A 21677-nucleotide genomic window follows, 5' to 3' on the forward strand; every position below is an offset into this window, starting at 1 on the left:
ACCGTCAGCGCGGCGTGAAGCGGCGCGCGTCCAGCCGACCGTAGATCTGGCCCGGGCGGTCGACCCAGATCGGTCCGAGCTTCGCCGAGGACGGATCACCCGCTCCGATCACAAATGCGTCTGCCGCGGAGGCGACCGACAGCCCCCCGCGCCACGCCGCGCCGACCATCGCGACCGGCACGATCATTTCGCGCTCGGCCACGGTGGTCACGTGCATCGCGTCGCCCGGCAAGGTCAGTTCACCGGCGATCCGGCGCGTTTCGCCGGCGCGGAGGTCGAACGGCTCCGTACCCGGCAACGACGCCACCTGCGCAGCAAAACCGGCCAGCTCGCTTGCCGTCTCGGGCCCTGCACTGCCCAGGGTCACGACCGGTCGTACGCCCGACAGCGGCGTGGAGGACGCGTTGGTCAGCAGCAGCTCGAAAGCGAGATACGCATTCGGTCCGCGCGTCCACAGGCGCTGCGGACGGAAGTCGAAGGCCAGCGCGCGTGCCGGCGACACAGTCGGTGCAGCCGGCGTCGGCTGGACAGGTGCGGCCGGCTTCGGCTTCGGCGCAGGTGCTGGGGGTGCCGGCGGCGGCGCGACGGGTTCATAGGCCATGTCCGCGATCTCTGCCCGCTTCCGGCGCCAGGCGAGAACGGCATAGACTGCGCTGCCGGCAAGCCCGAGTCCGGCAAGCCACCACAGCCATGCCGGCGGGCCCCCCGCCGGGGCCGGAGCCTCGGCTGGCGCTTCGGCAACAGCGGGCGTCGACGGGGCGTCGGGCGTCGGGCCGGGGATCGGGGTCGCGACGGCCGGCGAGGTCTGCGTCGCGGCTGGCGATGGTGTCGCAGCATCGCGCGGCGTCGGTGTCAGTGTCGGTGTCGACCTCGAACTGGGCGTGCGCGTCGGCTGCGGCGTCGGGGTTGCGCCTGCCGCGGGGGTGCGCGTGGCGGGCGGCGTCGGCGTCGGCGTCGGCGTCGGGCTCGGCACCGTGCGCACGACCGGCGGCGGCGTAATGATGGTCGGCGCGGGGGTCGGCGTTGGGGTCGGCACGGCCTGGCTGTTGCCCGGCGGCAGCTGGAACCGGTCGGCGCTGGGCAGCGTCTGCACCGGCGGCGTATCCTGCGCCGCTGCGGTCATCGGCCCGAACGCGAGCAAGCTGGTGGCGAGGAGCGCGATCTTCACGCGGGCGCCGCTACGCCGGGGCGGCTGAACGACAGCTGCATGCATCATCACAGCGCCGCCAGATCGATCGCGCCGTGGCGGTCCAGCGTCCGCGACTTATCAGGCATCGGATATTTCAGACCCGTGGCGCAATTGAACAGCACGACACGCTCGTCGCGGCCAACCATCCCGTCGGCCAAAGCGCGGTCATAGGCCGCCAGCGTCGCACCGCCTTCCGGACAGAGCAACAGCCCGTCGCCCGCTGCTTCGTCGACCGCAGCCAGGATGGCTTCGTCGCTGACCGCCAGCGCGGCGCCGTTGCTCTTGCGTACCGCGTCCAGGATCAGGAAGTCGCCGACCGCCTTCGGCACCCGGATGCCCGCCGCGACGGTGTGGGCGTCCTCCCAGCGCTCGGCATGGCGCTCGCCGCGTTCGAATGCCCGAACCATCGGTGCGCAGCCTTCGGCCTGCACCGCATACATGCGCGGACGCTCGGGGCCGATGAAGCCGATGCGCTCCAGTTCGTCGAAGGCCTTCCACATGCCGATCAGCCCGGTGCCGCCGCCGGTCGGGTAGAAGATCGCTTGCGGAAGCGTCCAGCCGAGCTGTTCGGCGAGTTCCAGCCCCATCGTCTTCTTGCCTTCGATCCGGTACGGCTCCTTCAGCGTCGACAGGTCGAACCAGCCGTTTTCCTTGCACGCAGCCCCCACGATCGCGCCGCAATCGTCGATCAGCCCGTTGACGCGGTACACGCGCGCACCCTGCGCGGCGATCTCGCGGACGTTGATTTCGGGCGTGTCGGCGGGGCACAGGATCACCGCCTCAATCCCAGCGCGCGCCGCATAGGCCGCCGCCGCGGCGCCCGCATTGCCGTTCGTCGGCATCGCGATGGTCTTCACGCCCAGCGCCTTTGCCATGCTGATCGCCATGACGAGCCCGCGCGCCTTGAAGCTACCGGTGGGCAGGCGCCCTTCGTCCTTCACGATCGGCGCGCGAGCGCCGCGGGCGGCGCCGACGCGGTCGAGCGTGACGAGCGGCGTTTCCATCTCGCCCAAGCTCACGATGTTCTCGGGCGAGCGCACAGGCAGCAACTCGCGATATTTCCACAGATCGGCAGGGCGCGCGGCCAGCCCGTCCTTCGTCATCGCCGCGCGGACGCCGTCGAGGTCGTAACGCACGAGAAGCGGCCGACCGACGCGGCTAAGCCCTTGCAGCGTATCGGCTTCGTAGCGTTCGCCGGTCAGGCCGCATTCCAGATGCGTGACGAAGGACGGGCGGTCGGCGATGAGATTTTCGTTCGACGGAATCATGCCCGCGCCTGTCGGACGATAGCGCAGCCAGGTCAATGTTTCGCCGCACGAGGCGGCGACACCGGGGAACGCGGTCTGCTAAACCAGCAAGGCCTCGACCCGGGCAAAGCCCGCATCGTCGTCCCCGCCGATATCGATCGGCCGACCGCCGAGTTGGGCGTGCTCCACGTTCAGAAAGGCGACCGCATCTTCCCGGGTCGCATGTGCCCGAAACGCGAGCAAGGTGACCTTAGCCTGCCGCGCGAGGACATCCGGCGTGTCTCGCCGTCCGGAAAAGGTCCGACGAAACCGTTTGGTCGGGGCGGGCGACAGGTCGCCCGAGGCAGGCAGGATCGTGATTGCGGACATCGCGTCAGCGGACCTCCACAAGCGAACCGCTCGCGCCGAGCGATGCCTGAATAGATCGGATGGCGTCAGCGTAGCCGGAAGCCATGCCTCGATGCGAATGACGGGCTTCGATGGTCACCGCCGACTGCGCACGCATGAGCGCGATCTGGTGGCGGGACAGGAGGTAATTAAGGTCCATGATGACAGCTTTCGCGTCGTAAGCGAAAGCGCGGATGGTCTCTCAGTCATCGGCGCCTACGGAAAACCAAGCCGGTGATGACGCAGAGATAGGGATTCCGATCGCGATCCGCCACCCCATGCGGCGGATCGTCGATCAACGCTCGCCCGCCTGGGCGTTACCGCCCGACGATACGCGGTGTCGGCTGCGGCGTCGTGAGGAACTGTTCGAGGTTGGCCACGCTTCGCGGCGCGATCGGCTGGTTCGCGGCGGCCAGTACCTCGCGGCGCCACGCGGCCGGCTCCTTGCATTCGACCCTCGACGTGAAGATCGTCGGCTTCTGATCGTGTCGGACGCAGACAACGGTAACACCGTCGGATCGCGTCTTCTCGAAAAAGCGGGGATCGCTTGAAACCGCATTGGCAGCAAGCGCAGCAGCGACGAGCAGCAGAGCCATCATATCCCTCCGTTGGTACCGATCACCGGGGTGTCGGCATCAACAACGATCCCCGGCACGGTTTGAATGCACGATGAACGTCAAACCGGTTCCTTTTTGCCTTTCGACGCTTCGCTAGCGCGCCACCTTCACCGCCGACTGGTCTACTGCCACGACCGGCAACCACACCGCGCTCGCCGCCGCCCCGCCGCGCTGCAGCGTCACCGTCGCCGCCTTGTAATCCTCCGGCTTGGCCAGGAAGATGTTGGGGACGAACGTCTGTGGGTTACGGTCGTAGAGGGGGAACTGGCTCGACTGGATCTGCACCATGATGCGGTGGCCGGGCTGGAAGACATGGTTCACCGTCGGCAGGCGGAAGCGATATTTCTGGACCTTGCCGGCGGGAATCGCGGTCGGCTTCTCGAAGCTGTCCCGGTAGCGGCCGCGGAAGATGTCCTGGGCGATCGCCAGCTGGTAGCCGCCCATCTTGGGGTCGGTCGCGTTCTCCTCCGGCAACACATCGATCACCTTGACGATGAAGTCGCCGTCCGTGCCGGTCGTCTTGGCGAAGATTTCCGCGAACGGCGCGCCGGATACGCGCACCGGGGCGGTCAGGACGTCGGTCTGGTAGGTCATGACGTCGGGGCGGCCGTCGACGTGACGCTGGTCGCTGACCAGCCAGTCGCCCCAGCGGCCGTCACCGAAATTGACCGGGCGCGACAGGTGCGGGACGGGCTTGGCGGGATCGGAAACATATGCGTCCCCCCCTGCCCCGCCCTTGTCCCAGCCGAGCTTGCCGCCGGCCTGGAGGTAGATGGGCTTCAGCGGCGCGGCGCACCCCGCCTCGCAGGCCAGCGGCCAGGTGCTCAGGCGATCCCAGTGGTTCTCGCCGGTGTTGTAGATCGCGACCTGCGGCAGGTTCGCGGGCGGGCCATCCTTCAGATATTGGTTGAACAGCGGCAGGACCATGTCCTCGCGGAACTGCGCGGCGGTGTCGCCGTCCCACTGGAACGGCCCGAGGCTGCGGCCTTCCCGGTTGACCTGGCTGTGACGCCAGGGACCCATGACGAGGAAGTTGTTACCCGTCTTGCCCTTCGCCTTCAGCGCTTCCCACGTGACGATCGCGCCATACATGTCCTCCTGGTCCCACAGGCCCTGTTCCCAGAGCGTCGGGACGTTGGACGGGTTGGCCGCGACCAGCTTGTCGAGCGCCTGGCCCTGCCAGAACGCGTCATACGCCGGGTGCGCCTGCATACGCTGCCAATACGGCAGCAGGTCGTAGCCGGCCTTCTTCGCCCAGTCGCCGGCCGATCCGGTGCGGAAATTCTCGTAATCGTCGTACCCGCCGGTCGGCGGCGCCTTGCCGCTGCCCTTGAACCCGGTCTGGCCGCCGAGCCAGGCGATGTTCGCCAGGCGGAAGGCGCCGTAATGGAACCAGTCGTCGCCCATCCAGCCGTCGATCATCGGGCTTTCCGGCGCGGCGACTTTCAACGCGGGGTGCGGGTTCAGCAGCGCCATGACGACGGTGAAGCCCTCGTAAGACGACCCGATCATGCCGACGCGGCCGTTGCTTTCGGGCAGGTTCGCCTTGTTCACCAGCCAGTCGATCGTGTCATAGGCGTCGGTGACGTGATCGACCTTGGTCGGGTTGAGCGGACCGATGACCGGGCGGGTCACGACATACTCGCCCTCCGAGCCATATTTGCCGCGGACGTCCTGATAGACGCGGATAGCCGTCCTTGACGAAGATCTCGTCGGCCAGCGGCAGCGTCGACAGCATCTTCGGGCTGTCCATCCGGTTGGCGCGTCCGGCAGCATTGTAGGGCGTGCGCGTCAGCACGATCGGCGCGTTCTTCGCGCCCTTGGGCACGACGATGACGGTATAGAGCTTCGTCCCGTCACGCATCGGCACCATGACCACGCGCTTGTCATAGTCGTAGTCGGTCTTCGGAACCTCGTATTTCGCCGGAATGTCGCCGCCGGGCGCGGCCTGCTGCTGCGCGGCGAGCGGGGTAATGGCGATGGCGGCGGTCGCGGCGAGGAGGATCAGCTTCATGGGTGGGCATGGCTCCGTAAGGTCTGCGCCGATGCTAGGCTCGGCGACGACGCAGCGGCAATGGGGCTGGCACGAGTTGCGCGTCTGGCGGTACGAAAGGCTGTCCCGCTTCGGTCCGGAAGCCTGCCCCCTCCACGAGCACTGAGTGATCAACGACGAAGCCCGCCCCCACCACAGTGAGGACGGGCCATCTCTCAGCGAGACGTTGTGGATCAGGCGTGTGCGGGTTCGCCGTGCAGGCGCGCTTCGACGTCCTCGCGCATCACGCGGTCGGCCAGGTCGATCGGGATGAGGGTTCCGCCTTCGTCGTCCGACACGCCGACCACGAACGAGGCCGAGGTTCGTCCTTCGCTGCCATCGGGCAGGCGATAGCGGGCGTCGGCAACGACGACCGGGTTGAAGCGTCCCTCGACGCCCAAATCAGCCTTCAACGCCGCCAGCGTCGCGTCGATACGGGTGCCTTCGCCAGGTTCGATCGTGACCGGATCGATGGTGGCATCGGCCGGCGCGTCGACTAGCATATTCTCCATCTCGCTGGCATGGGCATCGGTCAGCATGAAGGTCGAGACGCGGACGTCCTCCGCCTTGACGGTACCCGAATTGGCGACCGTCAGCTCGATCTCCACCATCGCTTCGTCGGCACTGGTGCCAGCGCGGATCGGACGCATCGCGAGTTCCAGCCACGGACGGTCGCGAACGGCCGGTGCGGCGTTGGTCAGCGCCGCGACGTCTTCCGCGGGCGCGTCGGTGACGGTCGCGTCCTCCGATAGGCCCGCTGCGACCGGCTCGTCGTGCTTAGGCGTCATCGCCACGGCGGCCGCTACCGGAGCAGCAACCGGTGCAACGGCGGCCACCGGCGCCGCAGCGACAGGCGCCGGTTCCTCGACGACCGTCGTTGCGGGCTCCTCGTAATAGATTTCCTCTTCCTCATCGGCGTCGGCCTTGCGGCGGCGCATCAAGACGAAGGCGCCGACTGCAATGATCAGCGCAGCGATCACGGCGAGCGGCCACAGCGGTGCACCATTGTCGTTGCTGGTCTGCGTCGTGGCGGCGTCGGTCGGGGTCGCGGCCGGCTCCGTCGTGGCCGGAGCCGCTGGCTCGGCTGCCGGAGCCGCCGCGCTTTCAGCGGGCGTCGCCGGCGCCGTGGCGGGGGCAGGCGTGATCGCGGCTGCCGGAGCCGCAGCGACAGGTGCGGCGGTGCGCGCGGCGGTCGCGGCGCGGGGCGCAGCCCGACGCACGTCTGCGCGGCGCTCGTTCCGGGCGGCGATACGGGCGTCGTCGACCACATCGGCAGCGCCCGGAGCGACCGGTGTAGTCGAGTTCGGGTCGGCGCCCCGCACCGTCGAGCGCTGCGGCGCCTGACCTGCGGTCGAGGCCCCATCCGGCACGCCGGTCGTAGGCGCAGAGGCCTGCGGCACCGTCCGCACGACCGGCGGAGGCGGCGTATCGACCTGGGTGGTCGCGTCCTGTCCATGGGCAGGGATCGCAAGGAACGCGGGGGCTGCAAGGAACAGCCAGGCCGCGCGACGGGCGGGGGTGCTTTCCTGTTTCATATCGCAGCCTCAATGACCGGCAGATCGATTCCGGCCCCGAAACGGCTTGAATTAGCGGCGAACCGTGCAAATCTATCGACGAAACGTTGCGTCGACGCCAATGAGGGGCGGTTTGACTATCTATGGCACTGCGCCTATATGCGGTGCCCTACCACAGTTTCGGGACATGGTGCGCCGTCGCGCAGTGCATCGTACGAATGGGAACTGTTCGGTTCTGACAGAGGACGCTGACAAGGCTGCCGATTTCCGATGAGGTTATCGTGCGGCCTTTTATGCGTCCTTTGCTGCGTCCGCGCCCCGCGGGTCTTCATCCGGGGCAATTGACGGCTGACGAGGCAAAGCAAAAGACATGGCAAGCAAAGCGAACTCTGGGGCGATCGCGACCGGCGGCACCACCAAGCGCCGCATTCGCAAGGTGTTCGGCGACATCCACGAAGTGGTGCAGATGCCGAACCTGATCGAGGTTCAGCGCGAAAGCTACGAGCAGTTCCTGCGCTCGGACAAAAGCACGGGCCATGTCTCGGGCCTCGAAAAGACGCTGCGCAGCGTCTTCCCGATCCAGGACTTCGCCGGCACCGCCTATCTCGACTTCGACGACTATGTTCTCGAGGACCCGAAGTTCGACGTCGAGGAATGCCGTCAGCGCGGCATCACCTATGCCGCCCCGATGCGCGTCACCCTGCGCCTCACCGCGTTCGAGGTCGATCCGGATACCGAGGCCAAGTCGGTCATCGATATCAAGGAGCAGGATGTCTACATGGGCGACATGCCGCTCATGACCGAGAACGGCACCTTCTTCATCAACGGTACCGAGCGCGTCATCGTCAGCCAGATGCATCGGTCGCCGGGCGTGCTGTTCGACCATGACCGCGGCAAGACGCATGCGAGCGGAAAGTATCTCTTCGCCGCGCGCGTGATCCCCTATCGCGGCTCGTGGCTCGACTTCGAATTCGACGCCAAGGACATCGTCAACGTCCGTATCGACCGCAAGCGCAAGCTGCCGGTCACCACGCTGCTCTATGCGCTCGGCCTGAACTCGGAAGAGATCCTCAACCACTTCTACAACCGCGTGACCTTCGTCCGCGGCGAAGGCGGCTGGCAGATTCCGTTCGCCGCCGAGAACTGGCGCGGTGCCAAGCCGATGTTCGACATCGTCGACGCCAAGTCGGGCGAGATCGTGTTCCCGGCGGGCCAGAAGATTTCGCCGCGCGCCGCCAACAAGGCAGCGAAGGACGGGCTCGAGACGCTGCTGATCCCGACTGAGGAAATCTTCGGCCGCTACAGCGCCTATGATCTCATCAACGAGACGACCGGCGAGATTTACATCGAAGCCGGCGACGAAGTGTCGGCCGAAAACCTCGAACTGCTGGACAAGGCGGGCATCGAGCGCATCGAACTGCTCGACATCGACCATATCTCGACGGGTCCGTGGATCCGCAACACGCTGAAGGCGGACAAGGCCGAGGAGCGTCAGCAGGCGCTGGCCGACATTTACCGCGTCATGCGCCCGGGCGAACCGCCGACGCTGGAAACCGCAGAATCGCTGTTCGCCGGCCTGTTCTTCGATCCGGAGCGCTACGATCTGTCGGCCGTCGGCCGTGTGAAGCTGAACATGCGCCTCGACCTCGACGCGCCGGACACGCACACCACGCTGCGCACCGAGGACATTCTGGCCGTCGTCAAGACGCTGGTCGATCTGAAGGACGGCAAGGGCGAAGTCGACGACATCGACAATCTCGGCAACCGCCGCGTCCGTTCGGTGGGCGAGCTGCTGGAGAACCAGTACCGCGTCGGCCTGCTGCGCATGGAGCGTGCGGTCAAGGAGCGCATGTCGTCGGTCGACGTATCGACGGTCATGCCGAACGACCTGATCAACGCGAAGCCCGCGGTCGCCGCGGTGCGCGAGTTCTTCGGTTCGTCGCAGCTGTCGCAGTTCATGGACCAGACCAACCCGCTGTCGGAAGTGACGCACAAGCGCCGCGTCTCGGCGCTCGGGCCGGGCGGTCTGACCCGTGAGCGCGCCGGCTTCGAAGTCCGCGACGTTCACCCGACCCACTATGGCCGTATCTGCCCAATCGAAACGCCGGAAGGCCCGAATATCGGTCTGATCAACTCGCTGGCTTCGTTCAGCCGCGTCAACAAGTACGGCTTCATCGAGACACCGTACCGCAAGGTCGTCGACGGTGTCGTGACCGACGAGGTCGTGTACCTGTCGGCGATGGAAGAGGCCAAGCACACGATCGCGCAGGCCTCGGCCGAGGTCGACGAAGGCAACCGCTTCACCGAGGAACTCGTCTCGGCCCGTCAGGCCGGCGAATTCCTGATGGCGCTACCGGAAACGATCACGTTGATGGACGTGTCGCCCAAGCAGCTCGTGTCGGTCGCCGCCTCGCTCATTCCGTTCCTGGAAAACGACGACGCCAACCGCGCACTGATGGGTTCGAACATGCAGCGTCAGGCCGTGCCGCTGGTGCGCGCCGAAGCGCCGTTCGTCGGCACTGGCATGGAAGAGACCGTGGCTCGAGATTCGGGCGCGGCGATCTCGGCCCGTCGGGCCGGCATCGTCGACCAGGTCGACGCCAGCCGTATCGTCATCCGCGCGACCGGTGACGTCGATGCCAATGAATCGGGCGTCGACATCTACACGCTGATGAAGTTCCAGCGGTCGAACCAGTCGACCTGCATCAACCAGCGTCCGCTGGTGAAGGTGGGCGACGTGGTCAACGTCGGCGACGTTCTGGCCGATGGTCCGTCGACGGAGTTCGGCGAACTCGCTCTCGGCCGCAACGCGCTCGTCGCGTTCATGCCCTGGAACGGCTACAACTACGAGGACTCGATCCTGATCTCCGAGCGCATCGTGAAGGACGACGTGTTCACGTCGATCCACATCGACGAGTTCGAAGTGATGGCCCGCGACACGAAGCTCGGGCCGGAGGACATCACCCGCGACATCCCGAACGTCGGCGAGGAAGCGCTGCGCAACCTCGACGAAGCGGGCATCGTCTACGTGGGGGCTGAGGTCGAGCCGGGCGACATTCTGGTCGGCAAGATCACGCCGAAGGGCGAAAGCCCGATGACGCCGGAAGAAAAGCTGCTGCGCGCCATCTTCGGTGAAAAGGCCTCGGACGTCCGCGACACCTCGCTGCGCCTGCCACCGGGCGTGTCGGGCACGATCGTCGACGTGCGCGTGTTCAACCGTCACGGCATCGACAAGGACGAACGCGCCCTGGCGATCGAACGCGAAGAGATCGAGCGCCTGAAGAAGGACTCGGACGACGAACGCACCATCCTGAACCGGGCAACCTGGTCGCGCCTGCGCGACATGTTGCTCGGCCAGACCGCGACCGCCGTGCCGAAGGGTCTGAAGAAGGGCGCCGTGATCGATCAGGACCTGCTCGACAGCGTCGATCGCCACGAATGGTGGAAGTTCGCCGTTGCCGACGACGCCGTCCAGTCGAACCTGGAAGCGGTGAAGGGCCAGTACGACGAAGCCGCCAAGCGCATCCGCGAGAAGTTCGAGGATCGCCGCGAGAAGCTGGAGCGTGGCGACGAGCTGCCGCCGGGCGTGCTGAAGATGGTCAAGGTCTTCGTTGCGGTGAAGCGCAAGCTGCAGCCGGGCGACAAGATGGCCGGCCGTCACGGCAACAAGGGCGTCATCTCGCGCATCCTGCCGGCCGAGGACATGCCGTTCCTCGCCGACGGGACGCCGGTCGATCTGGTGCTGAACCCGCTGGGCGTGCCGTCGCGCATGAACGTCGGACAGATCTTCGAAACGCACCTCGGCTGGGCCGCCCGCAACCTGGGTATGCAGGTCGCATCGGCGCTCGAAGAGTGGCGTGAAGCGAACCCGAACGCGCAGGCCGGCGAAATGCCGGGTGCGGTCAAGGATCGTCTCGTCGAGATCTATGGCGATCACTATGCGGACGACATCAACAGCCGCACGCCGGAACAGGTCGCGGAGCTGGTGCAGAACATCCGCACCGGTGTCCCGATGGGCACCCCGGTGTTCGACGGCGCGCGCGAGAGCGATGTGTCGGAGATGCTGGAGCTGGCGGGTCTCGACACGTCGGGCCAGTCGACGCTGTACGATGGCCGCACCGGTGACGCCTTCGACCGCAAGGTGACCGTCGGCATCATCTACATGCTGAAGCTGCACCACCTGGTCGACGACAAGATCCACGCACGTTCGATCGGGCCGTACAGCCTCGTCACCCAGCAGCCGCTGGGCGGCAAGGCGCAGTTCGGCGGCCAGCGCTTCGGCGAAATGGAGGTCTGGGCGCTCCAGGCCTACGGTGCCGCCTATACGCTGCAGGAAATGCTGACGGTGAAGTCGGACGACGTGGTCGGCCGCACCAAGGTCTACGAAGCGATCGTCAAGGGCGACGACACCTTCGAGGCCGGCATTCCGGAAAGCTTCAACGTGCTCGTCAAGGAAATGCGCTCGCTGGGTCTCAACGTCGAGTTGAAGAACAACGAGGCGGACCTGGACGGCGACGCGCTGGCTGAGGCGGCGGAGTAACGATCTGTCTCCCTCTCCCCGCTTGCGGGGAGAGGGTCGGGGAGAGGGGCAGTGCCGCGAGCGTCACGCTCTGCGAGGCCTCCCCCTCTCCCAACCCTCTCCCCTAAAGGGGCGAGGGCTTTGAAGATTTTCGAGGAAGGGTCTTAAACCCATGAACGAACTGACCAATTTCGCCAATCCGCTCGCGAAGCCGGAAACCTTCGACCAGATCCAGATCGGCATCGCGTCGCCCGACCGTATCCGGTCGTGGTCGTTCGGCGAGATCAAGAAGCCCGAGACGATCAACTATCGCACGTTCAAGCCCGAGCGTGACGGCCTGTTCTGCGCGCGCATCTTCGGTCCGATCAAGGATTACGAGTGCCTGTGCGGCAAGTACAAGCGCATGAAATACAAGGGCATCGTCTGCGAAAAGTGCGGTGTCGAAGTCACCGTGTCGAAGGTCCGCCGTGAGCGCATGGGCCACATCGAGCTCGCCGCCCCGGTCGCGCACATCTGGTTCCTGAAGTCGCTGCCGTCGCGCATCGGCCTGCTGCTCGACATGCAGCTCAAGCAGCTCGAGCGCGTGCTGTATTTCGAGAGCTATATCGTCACCGAACCCGGCCTGACGCCGCTGGAGAAGTTCCAGCTGCTGACCGAGGACGAGCTGCTCGAAGCGCAGGACGAGTATGGCGAGGACGCCTTCTCGGCCGGCATCGGCGCCGAAGCGGTCAAGATCATGCTCATGGACCTCGACCTCGAGGGCGAGAAGCGTGACCTGCTTGAGGAACTGGCGACGACCAAGTCGGAGCTGAAGCCCAAGAAGATCATCAAGCGTCTGAAGGTCGTCGAGAGCTTCCTGGAATCGGGCAACCGTCCGGAATGGATGATCCTGGACGTCGTGCCGGTCATCCCGCCCGAACTGCGCCCGCTCGTTCCGCTGGACGGCGGTCGCTTCGCGACGTCGGACCTGAACGACCTCTATCGCCGCGTCATCAACCGCAACAACCGTCTGAAGCGGCTGATGGAGCTGCGCGCGCCGGACATCATCGTCCGCAACGAGAAGCGCATGCTGCAGGAGGCGGTCGACGCCCTCTTCGACAACGGCCGCCGCGGCCGCACGATCACCGGCGCCAACAAGCGGCCGCTGAAGTCGCTGTCCGACATGCTCAAGGGCAAGCAGGGGCGCTTCCGCCAGAACCTGCTCGGCAAGCGCGTCGACTATTCGGGCCGCTCGGTCATCGTGACCGGGCCTGAGCTCAAGCTGCACCAGTGCGGCCTGCCCAAGAAGATGGCGCTCGAGCTGTTCAAGCCGTTCATCTACGCGCGCCTCGACGCCAAGGGTCTGTCGATGACCCTGAAGCAGGCGAAGAAGTGGGTCGAGAAGGAGCGCAAGGAAGTCTGGGACATCCTCGACGAGGTGATCCGCGAGCATCCGGTGCTGCTGAACCGCGCGCCGACGCTCCACCGTCTCGGCATCCAGGCGTTCGAGCCCGTCCTCATCGAGGGCAAGGCGATCCAGCTGCACCCGCTCGTCTGCTCGGCGTTCAACGCCGACTTCGACGGTGACCAGATGGCCGTGCACGTTCCGCTGAGCCTCGAGGCGCAGCTGGAAGCGCGCGTCCTGATGATGTCGACCAACAACATCCTGTCGCCGGCGAACGGCAAGCCGATCATCGTGCCGTCGCAGGACATGGTGCTGGGTCTCTACTATCTGTCGATGGAAAAGACCGGCGAGCCGGGCGAAGGCATGATCCTGAGCGACATGCAGGAGGTCCATCAGGCGCTCCATGCAGGGGCGGTCACGCTGCACACCAAGATCACCAGCCGCGTTCCGCAGGTCGATGAAAATGGTGTCGAGCGCATGGTGCGCTTCGAGACGACCCCGGGCCGCATGTTGCTGGGCGAAACGCTGCCGAAGAGCCACAAGGTGCCCTTCGAAACCGTCAACCGCCTGCTGACCAAGAAGGACGTTACCGACGTCATCGACGAGGTGTATCGTCACACCGGTCAGAAGGAGACGGTGCTGTTCGCCGACGCCATCATGGCGCTGGGCTTCCGTCACGCGTTCCGCGCCGGCATCTCGTTCGGCAAGGACGACATGATCATTCCGGACGCCAAGACCGCGCTGGTTGACGAGACCCGCGACCAGGTGAAGGATTACGAGCAGCAGTATCAGGACGGCCTGATCACCCAGCAGGAAAAGTACAACAAGGTCATCGACGCCTGGAGCCGTTGCGGCGACCAGGTGGCGTCGGCCATGATGGACGAGATCAAGGCGGTGAAGCGCCTGGATGATGGTCGGGAAGCGCCGATCAATTCGATCTACATGATGGCGCACTCGGGTGCGCGTGGTTCGCAGGCGCAGATCAAGCAGCTGGCGGGCATGCGCGGTCTGATGGCCAAGCCGTCGGGCGAGATCATCGAAACGCCGATCATCTCGAACTTCAAGGAAGGTCTGACCGTCCTTGAATACTTCAACTCGACCCACGGCGCCCGCAAGGGTCTTGCGGATACCGCGCTGAAGACCGCGAACTCGGGCTACCTCACCCGCCGCCTCGTCGACGTGTCGCAGGACTGCGTCGTCATGGAGGAGGATTGCGGTACCGAGCGCATGCTCGAGATGAAGGCGATCGTTCAGGGCGGAAGCACCATCGCGTCGCTCGGCGAGCGTATCCTCGGCCGGACCACCGGCGAGGACGTGGTCGACAAGGACGGCAAGGTCGTCATCCCGGCGGGCACGCTGCTCGACGAACCGATGGTCGCGCAGATCGAGGCCCTGGGCGTCCAGGGCATGAAGATCCGTTCGCCGCTGGTCTGCGAAGCCAAGGTCGGTGTCTGCGGCAAGTGCTACGGTCGTGACCTCGCGCGCGGTACGCCGGTGAACATCGGCGAAGCGGTCGGCGTCATCGCGGCGCAGTCGATCGGTGAGCCGGGCACGCAGCTGACCATGCGTACCTTCCACATTGGTGGTGCGGCGCAGCTGAACGAAACGTCGAACCTGGAAGCGCATGCCGACGGTACGGTCGAATTCCGCGATCTGCGCGTCATCGTCGACCAGCGTGGTCGCCGTGTGGTGCTCAGCCGTTCGGGCGAGATCGTCATCAAGGACATGGACGGCCGCGAGCTCTCGGTCGACCGGGTGCCTTATGGTGCCTACGTCCTGTTCGACGACGGTCACATCGTGTCGAAGGGCGACCGCATGGCCGAATGGGATCCGTTCACCATGCCGGTGATTACGGAAACCGGCGGTGTCGTGAAGTTCCAGGACCTGATCGAGGGCAAGACGCTGACCGAGCAGGTCGACGAAGCGACGGGCATCGCCCAGCGCGTCGTCACCGAATATCGCGCGACGTCGAAGACGAAGGAGGACCTGCGTCCCCGCCTGACCCTGACCGGTGACGGCGAAGGCGAAGGTTCGCGCTACATGCTGGCACCGGGTGCGGTGCTGTCGGTCGAGGACAATGCGACCGTCCAGGCCGGTGACGTTCTGGCGCGTGTGGCGCGTGAATCGGCCAAGACCCGCGACATCACCGGCGGTCTGCCGCGCGTCGCCGAGTTGTTCGAAGCGCGCAAGCCCAAGGAAAACGCGATCATCGCGAAGGTCTCGGGCCGTGTCGTGTTCGGCAAGGACTATAAGGCCAAGCGCAAGATTGGGATCATGCCGGAGGACGGCGGCGATGTGGTCGAATACCTCATCCCGAAGTCGAAGGTGATCGACGTTCAGGAAGGCGACTACGTCAAGCGTGGCGACAACCTGATCGGCGGCTCGCCGGATCCGCACGACATTCTGGAAGTGCTCGGCATCGAGCCGCTGGCCGAATATCTGGTCAGCGAAATCCAGGAAGTTTACCGACTCCAGGGCGTGAAGATCAACGACAAGCACATCGAGGTGATCGTTCGCCAGATGCTGCAGAAGGTCGAGATCACCGATGGCGGCGACACCACGCTGCTGGCGGGCGAACAGGTCGATCGTGACGAGATGGACGAAGCGAACGCGAAGCTGACCAAGAATCAGGCGCGGGCGCAGGGCAAGCCCATCCTGCTCGGCATCACCAAGGCGTCGCTGCAGACCCGCAGCTTCATCTCGGCGGCCTCGTTCCAGGAAACGACACGTGTGCTCACCGAGGCATCGGTGCAGGGCAAGATCGACTCGCTGAACGGCCTGAAGGAAAACGTCATCGTCGGCCGCCTGATCCCGGCGGGGACCGGTGCGGGTATGAACCGCCTGCGCGTGGCGGCAACGTCGCGTGACGCGGCGCTGCGTGCCCAGCAGCGAGCGCTGGCCGCGGCGATGGTGCCGAATTCGGCGGCGGAAGAGCGTGCAGCGGAAGCTGCCCGTTCGCCGCGCGAAGAAGTCGGCACCGGCGACGATCCGCTTGCCGCAGTCGTGCCGAGCGGTTCGGGCACCGATGCGGATGCCGGCGAATATCTGAACCAGGAATAAGCAATGGGCGCCCCGGGGTTGCGAAAGCGATCCCGGGTGTCGCTGCGACGGACGACGCGGCCGGCAACGCCGGTGACGTTCGACGGCGTCATAGCTGACCTTGTACACGCCGCCGTTCGGGGAAGCCCGGACGGCGGTTTTTTTGTGGCGCGGGCTTGATGGTTCGTCGCAAGGCGCATGATCCCTCCATCCTCGGCGCCCGCCTGCTCACCGGATCCCTCGGCGCTCTCGCGTGAATGGCAGAAGCCAGCCGTCGCCGGGTGGTCAGGAGCCCTGTGTCCGTCGCACGAGCCGGGTCATGATCATTGTGCGGAAATTGACACATTCGAGGGCAAAATTTGAACTGTTCGCATGATGCGAAAGTAACAACCGCACTGCCGTGAGACGCAATCGAGCCAGCCATACCCCAATGTTTACAGTCTCTTAGCTTGCCACCCCTGTCCGCGTTCCACCGTCCGTACCCGCACCTTACAGTCCGCTGTATGGGTGTCGGATGATCCGTGCCGCCGTTCCCATGCTCGCTTGCGCCATCGTCCTCCCTGCTGCGGCGCAGACGGCATCCCCGTCCGAACAGAAGGAAGTGCCCGCTCCCGCGACGCCGGTCGTGATCGGCTATCCCGCCGCCGCCAATGGCGATGGCGCGACCGTCGCCGGATATAATCTGTCGCGCTGGGCCGAGGATTGGCGGAAGATGCGCGCGCCCGAGAACCGCGACGATGTGTTCGACCGGCTGAAGTTCCTGCGGCTCGACAGTGACGGTGACGTCTATCTGACGCTGTCGGGCGAGGCACGGTTGCGGGTCAATCTGACGACCAATCCCGGCCTGCGCGACGCCCGCGCCCAGCGGCAGGACATCAACCGTCTCGTCGCCGCCGCCGACCTTCATGTCGGCCCCCACCTGCGGGGGTTCGTCGAGGTGGCGCACGGCGGGATTTCGGGAGTCGAACTGGGCGCGCCCGCCGCGACCCTGCGCAACGACGTGGTCGTCCAGCAAAGCTTCGTCGAGGCGGCAGGCACCGTCGGCACGGTGGCGATCGGCGCCCGCTACGGCCGGCAGGAATTCACCGATGGGCCCAATCTGCTCGTCTCGCAGCGCGACAACAATACGATCCGCTACACGCTGAACGGCTGGCGGGCCTGGGCGCGGGGCCGCAGCATGCGGGTCGACCTGTTCGACCTGAAGCCCACCCAATATGGCGATCTCGGCACCGACGATGACGTCATCGATCCTGCCCGACGCTTTTCGGGCGTCACGGCCGGCATCGTCGTGCCGACGACGTGGTTCGGCGGATCGAAGCTCTATTTCGACCCCTTCTTCTGGCGACGGCGCAACAACGTCGGCGCGTGGGGCGGCCGGATCGGGCCGGCGGAGCGTTTCTACCTGGGCACCCGGCTGTGGGGCGATGCCGGGCGGTGGACAATCGACTGGTCGGCGAACCGTCAATGGGGCAGCTATATCGACCAGCGGATCGATGCGTGGCAGGTGTTCCTGGCCCAGACCTACCGGATCGCCGCGTCGCCACGCGCGCCCCGCGTGGGCGTCCATGTCGATTATGCGAGTGGCGGCGGCGGCTATGGCGATGGCAAGCTGCGCAACGCCTATGCCCCGTTCGGGAACAACATCTATTATAGCTACCAGCTGTTCCTGACCCCATCGAACCTGATCGCGGTCGCGCCGAATGTAACGGTGTCGCCGACCCCGAAGCTACGCGTGACTGGCGAGTATATGCTGACGTGGCGCGACAATGTCCGGGACGCGGTCTACCGCGCAAATGGCCAGCCCTTCGCGGGCACGCAGCGCGTGCCCGATGCCAAGATCGCCGACGTTTGGCGGCTGCAGGCAGTGTGGACGATCACGCCGCGCCTGTCGGTCACCGGCCGCTACGAACATCTTGCCGCCGGGCCGTCGCTGACGAAAGCGAACTACCGCAGTTCCGACTTCCTGGCGGGCTGGGTCAGCTTCCGCTTCTAGATCAGGACCTCGCCGTTGGCCGCGGGCGCGCCGAAATCGGGTGTCCCGTCGGCGCGCCAGCGCAGTCGCTCGACACGGGTGTGGCGATTGGGATCATAGAGGGGGTCGCCGCTGATCTTCTCGTAATCGCGTGCGTGATACACGAGCACGTCGCGCCCGCGGGCATCGACCGTGAAACTGTTGTGGCCGGGTCCGTAGATGCCGCGTTCCGCCGATGTGCGAAACACCGGCTCGGGCGACTTTACCCACGCGGCCGGATCCATCAGGTCGGCGTCGTCGCGCGCGCTCAACATGCCCAGGCAATAGCGCGCGTCGGTCGCGCTGGCCGAATAGGTCATGAAGACGCGACCGCCCCGGATCAGCGGCGCAGGGCCCTCCGCCACTTTGAACCCCTGCACTTCCCACGGCAGCGTCGGAACGGTCAGCCGGGTCGGCTTGGCACCCAGCGTCGTGGGCGTTGCAAGCGGCGCCAGATACAGGTTCGAGTTCGTCGCGATCCCCGGCTCCTGCTGCGCCCAGGCGATGTAGCGCGTGCCGCGATGGGTGAAGAGCGTCGAGTCGAGCGTAAAACTGTCCCACGGCGTCACCAGCTGGCCCAGCACCGACCAAGTGCCGGTCATCGGATCCTGGCTGTCGCATTCGAGCACATAGGTGCGGATCCGGAACCGCGCGTCCCCGTCGCCGGCCGCGACATAGACGTACCAGCGCCCGTCGATCCGGTGGAGTTCGGGCGCCCAGATATGGCCGGCCATCTTGCCCTTGGCCGGGCGCCGCCACAGCACGGCTTCCGGCGCCGTAGCGAGCGCAGCGATGCTGCGCGTCCGACGCAGGATGACGCGGTCGTATTCGGGAACGGAGGCGGTGAAGGTGTAGCTGCCGTCCGCCTGCCGCACGATCTGCGGGTCGGCGCGCTGGCGAATCAGCGGATTGGGGACGCGTTCCTCGCGACCGCGCCGACGCTGGGCGGCGGCCGGAAGAGCCAGCGTGGCGGCGGCGCCCACCAACAGCGCGCGGCGGTCGATCGATCCAGCTTTCATGTCAGCCCCCTCACCCGTCGTTCGCCCCGAGCCTGTCGAAGGGCGCGCATAGTTTCCCGTGCTTCGACACGCTCAGCACGAACGGTGCACCTTAATCCGCCAGAGGCCTTACTCGTCCTCTTCGTCCGCCATTTCCTGTTCGGCGGCGTCCATGAAATCGCGCGCGGCGTCGCGGTCTTCGGGGTCGTCGAACGCGTCGTCGATATCGGGCGCGATGCCGAGCATGAACATCAGGCACCACAAGGCGAAGCGTCGCCCCGAATCCTTTTCAAGCCCGAACTGCAGCCGCAGTCGATCGACCCCCGCGGCGACCTGCTCGGGCGGCAGATCCTGAATCTCGGTGGTGTTGAAGAAGCGGACGAGCAGCTGATCGAAATCCATCGCTGTGCCGTAGCCGACTTGTCGCCAAAGCCCAAGGCGGTGACGCAAACGCTGATGGAAAACTTCGCTAGCTGGGACGAATGGTGCTGCCGGTGAGGATTGAACTCACGACCTCAGCCTTACCAAGGATGCGCTCTACCACTGAGCTACGGCAGCACTCGTCCCCTGCGGGAGGCGGCTCAAGAGACGATCGGGCGGGCGTTGTCAACCCGCCATGTGTCGGATTATTGCGATTGGCATGACGACTATGGATGAACGCAAGGCCCGCCTGGCCGCCGAGCTGAGGGCGAACCTGCACCGGCGCAAGGCACAGGCGCGGGCATCGGTCGATGCCCCACGCGGAGCCGACCGCCCCGAATCCTCATCTGCGCCTGCGGACGATCAGCCCGACAGGTAACGCGCCGCGGCCACCGCGCCGTCGCCGATCACGCCGGCCAGCAGATACACGATCACCACGACAGCGACCGCACACGCGATGTGCGTCAACGATTCGCTGATGGTACACGCCCGAGCGGCGCGCATTTGGCGATGAGCCATGCCCGATCCTCTCCATCCAGCGCCGGGCCGATCTTTTCGACGACCTCAGCGTGATAGGCATTGAGCCACGCCAGCTCGGTATCCGTCAAGAGCGCGACGTCGATCAGGTCGCGCTCGATGGGGGCGAAGGTCAGCGTGCGAAAGCCAAGCATCGGCTCGGTGCCGCCGGGAATGGAGCGCGGCTCGACCAGAATCAGATTTTCGATGCGGATGCCGTACTCGCCCGCCTTGTAATAGCCGGGCTCGTTGGACAGGAACATGCCCGCGCGCAGCGGCTCCGACGGACCGCCGCCGGGATAGTTCGGCTTCGCGATCCGCTGCGGCCCTTCGTGGACCGAAAGATAGGCGCCGACGCCGTGCCCCGTACCGTGGGCGAAATCGAGCCCCGCGGCCCACAGCGGGCGGCGTGCGAAGCTGTCGAGTTGGCCGCCGGTGGTTCCCTGCGGAAAGACCGCAGTCGCGATGGCGATGTGGCCCTGGAGCACGCGGGTAAAGCGGTCGCGCATTTCGGCGGTCGGCTCGCCGATCGGGACGACGCGGGTGATATCGGTAGTACCGTCGGGCCATTGGCCGCCCGAGTCGATCAGGTAGAGCTGACCCGGCTCGATCCGCGCGTTCGAACCTTCGTCCGCCTTGTAGTGCGGGCTCGCGCCATGTGCGCCGGTGGCGGAAATGGTGTCGAACGACAGATCGACCGCTCCGGCATCCTCGCGCAGCCGCTGGAGGTGGTCGGAGGCGTCGATCTCGGTCAGCTGCCCCCTGGGTGCTTCCGCCTCGATCCAACGCAGGAATTTCGCCATGACGACGCCATCGCGCGCCTGCGCCGCGTCATGGCCGGCGATTTCGGCCGGGTTCTTCTGCGCACGCGGCAGGACGGTCGGGTCGCGGACGGGCAGGATGCTCGCCCCGCCCTGCTCCAGCCCCTCGAAAATTGCGGCGACCGCGCGGTCGGGGTCGACCGCGACGCGCTTGCCCGACAGCGATCGGAGCGCGGGCGCGAAGGCGTCGCGCGGATGGACCCGCACCGCGTTGCCCAGATGTTGGGTGACGGCGTCGGTCACCTTGTCCGGCGCGACATACAGGTCCGCGGTGCCATCGGCATGAGCAAGCGCGAAGGCGAGGCCGACCGGTGTGCGCGACACGTCGGTGCCGCGGATATTGAAGGTCCAGGCGATCGAATCGAGTGCGGACAGGACGGCTGCGTCCGCGCCCTGTTCGCTCAGCCAGTCGGCGATCTCGGCGCGTTTGGCCGCCGACGACTTGCCGGCGAGCGCGTCGCTCTGGACGATCAGCGTGGCGTCGGACGGCAGCGGATGATCGGTCCACACCGCGTCGATCGGGTTGGCGGCGACCGCGACCAGTTCGCCGCCCCTCGCCGACAGCGCCGCGCGCGCCTCGCTCACGAATGCGCGGGTGTGAAGCCACGGATCGTACCCGACCCGCGCACCTGCCGGGGCATTGGCGCCAAGCCACGCGGCGATCGAGGTGTCGGGGACCAGGACATAGTCATAGTCGTCGCCCGACACCTGCTGGCGCACCTGGAGCGTATACCGCCCGTCGGTGAAGATGCCTGCCCGGTCGGCCAGCACCACGGCCGCGCCCGCCGAGCCCTGGAAGCCGGTCAGCCATTCGAGGCGGCGGGCATAGGCACCGACGTATTCGGACATATGCTCGTCGGTGAGTGGCACGATGAAGCCGTCGAGGTTCTGGCTGGCGAGATGGGCGCGCAGGGCGGTCAGGCGGTCGTGATGCGTCATGCCGCGCGTCATGCCAGCCGGGCGGCGGCGGGGGAAGGGCAGCT

At 66.2% G+C, this 21677-nt stretch carries 12 protein-coding genes, 1 tRNA gene and 1 pseudogene; 3 read left to right on the forward strand and 11 right to left on the reverse strand.

Going from position 1 to position 21677, the window contains the following annotated elements:
* Positions 1-4: 4 nt before the first annotated feature.
* From JW805_11150 to JW805_11180, 7 genes and pseudogenes are all read right to left on the reverse strand, one after another.
* Positions 5-1168 (reverse strand): hypothetical protein, encoded by a 1164-nt coding sequence (locus JW805_11150; GenBank protein MBN2972574.1) that lies wholly within the window; start codon positions 1166-1168, stop codon positions 5-7.
* A gap of 47 nt (positions 1169-1215) precedes the next feature.
* The gene (locus tag JW805_11155; protein ID MBN2972575.1) at positions 1216-2454 is read right to left on the reverse strand and encodes a threonine synthase; all 1239 of its coding nucleotides are present in this window, start codon (positions 2452-2454) and stop codon (positions 1216-1218) included.
* Positions 2455-2535: 81 nt separating this feature from the next.
* Entirely contained in the window at positions 2536-2805 is a 270-nt protein-coding gene (locus JW805_11160; GenBank protein MBN2972576.1) for a hypothetical protein, read from the reverse strand.
* A 4-nt stretch (positions 2806-2809) separates the two neighbouring features.
* On the reverse strand, positions 2810-2983 hold the full coding sequence (locus JW805_11165) for a hypothetical protein (protein ID MBN2972577.1): 174 nt from the start codon (positions 2981-2983) through the stop codon (positions 2810-2812).
* Positions 2984-3140: 157 nt separating this feature from the next.
* Positions 3141-3419: a hypothetical protein gene (locus tag JW805_11170; protein ID MBN2972578.1), complete on the reverse strand. Its 279-nt coding sequence runs from the start codon at positions 3417-3419 to the stop codon at positions 3141-3143.
* A gap of 114 nt (positions 3420-3533) precedes the next feature.
* A pseudogene (locus tag JW805_11175) lies at positions 3534-5454 on the reverse strand (CocE/NonD family hydrolase).
* A 212-nt stretch (positions 5455-5666) separates the two neighbouring features.
* Positions 5667-7007 (reverse strand): hypothetical protein, encoded by a 1341-nt coding sequence (locus JW805_11180; GenBank protein MBN2972579.1) that lies wholly within the window; start codon positions 7005-7007, stop codon positions 5667-5669.
* Positions 7008-7356: 349 nt separating this feature from the next.
* Here JW805_11180 and rpoB point away from each other — a divergent pair, with 349 nt between their 5' ends.
* The 3 genes from rpoB to JW805_11195 all read left to right on the forward strand — a co-directional run bounded on the left by rpoB (position 7357) and on the right by JW805_11195 (position 17921).
* On the forward strand, positions 7357-11526 hold the full coding sequence (gene rpoB, locus JW805_11185; GenBank protein MBN2972580.1) for a DNA-directed RNA polymerase subunit beta: 4170 nt from the start codon (positions 7357-7359) through the stop codon (positions 11524-11526).
* 151 nt (positions 11527-11677) lie between these two features.
* Positions 11678-15949 carry a DNA-directed RNA polymerase subunit beta' gene (gene rpoC, locus JW805_11190; GenBank protein MBN2972581.1) on the forward strand — a complete coding sequence of 1424 codons (4272 nt, stop codon included), beginning with the start codon at positions 11678-11680 and terminating at the stop codon, positions 15947-15949.
* A 493-nt stretch (positions 15950-16442) separates the two neighbouring features.
* Positions 16443-17921, forward strand: a complete 1479-nt coding sequence (locus JW805_11195; protein MBN2972582.1) for an alginate export family protein — start codon at positions 16443-16445, stop codon at positions 17919-17921.
* On the opposite strand, the gene JW805_11200 is transcribed toward JW805_11195, so the two are convergent.
* The 4 genes from JW805_11200 to JW805_11215 all read right to left on the reverse strand — a co-directional run bounded on the left by JW805_11200 (position 17918) and on the right by JW805_11215 (position 21645).
* The gene (locus tag JW805_11200) at positions 17918-18958 is read right to left on the reverse strand and encodes a glycoside hydrolase family 43 protein (protein MBN2972583.1); all 1041 of its coding nucleotides are present in this window, start codon (positions 18956-18958) and stop codon (positions 17918-17920) included. The genes JW805_11195 and JW805_11200 overlap by 4 nt on opposite strands.
* A 108-nt stretch (positions 18959-19066) precedes the next feature.
* The gene (locus JW805_11205; protein MBN2972584.1) at positions 19067-19339 is read right to left on the reverse strand and encodes a hypothetical protein; all 273 of its coding nucleotides are present in this window, start codon (positions 19337-19339) and stop codon (positions 19067-19069) included.
* A gap of 81 nt (positions 19340-19420) precedes the next feature.
* Positions 19421-19495: transfer RNA gene (locus tag JW805_11210), tRNA-Thr, on the reverse strand.
* 326 nt (positions 19496-19821) lie between these two features.
* Positions 19822-21645, reverse strand: coding sequence for an aminopeptidase P family protein (locus tag JW805_11215; GenBank protein ID MBN2972585.1), 1824 nt, complete (start codon positions 21643-21645; stop codon positions 19822-19824).
* Between the last annotated feature and the right edge of the window lie 32 nt (positions 21646-21677).

This window comes from Roseomonas aeriglobus (assembly GCA_016937575.1).
GTDB classification, from domain to species: domain Bacteria; phylum Pseudomonadota; class Alphaproteobacteria; order Sphingomonadales; family Sphingomonadaceae; genus Sphingomonas; species Sphingomonas aerigloba.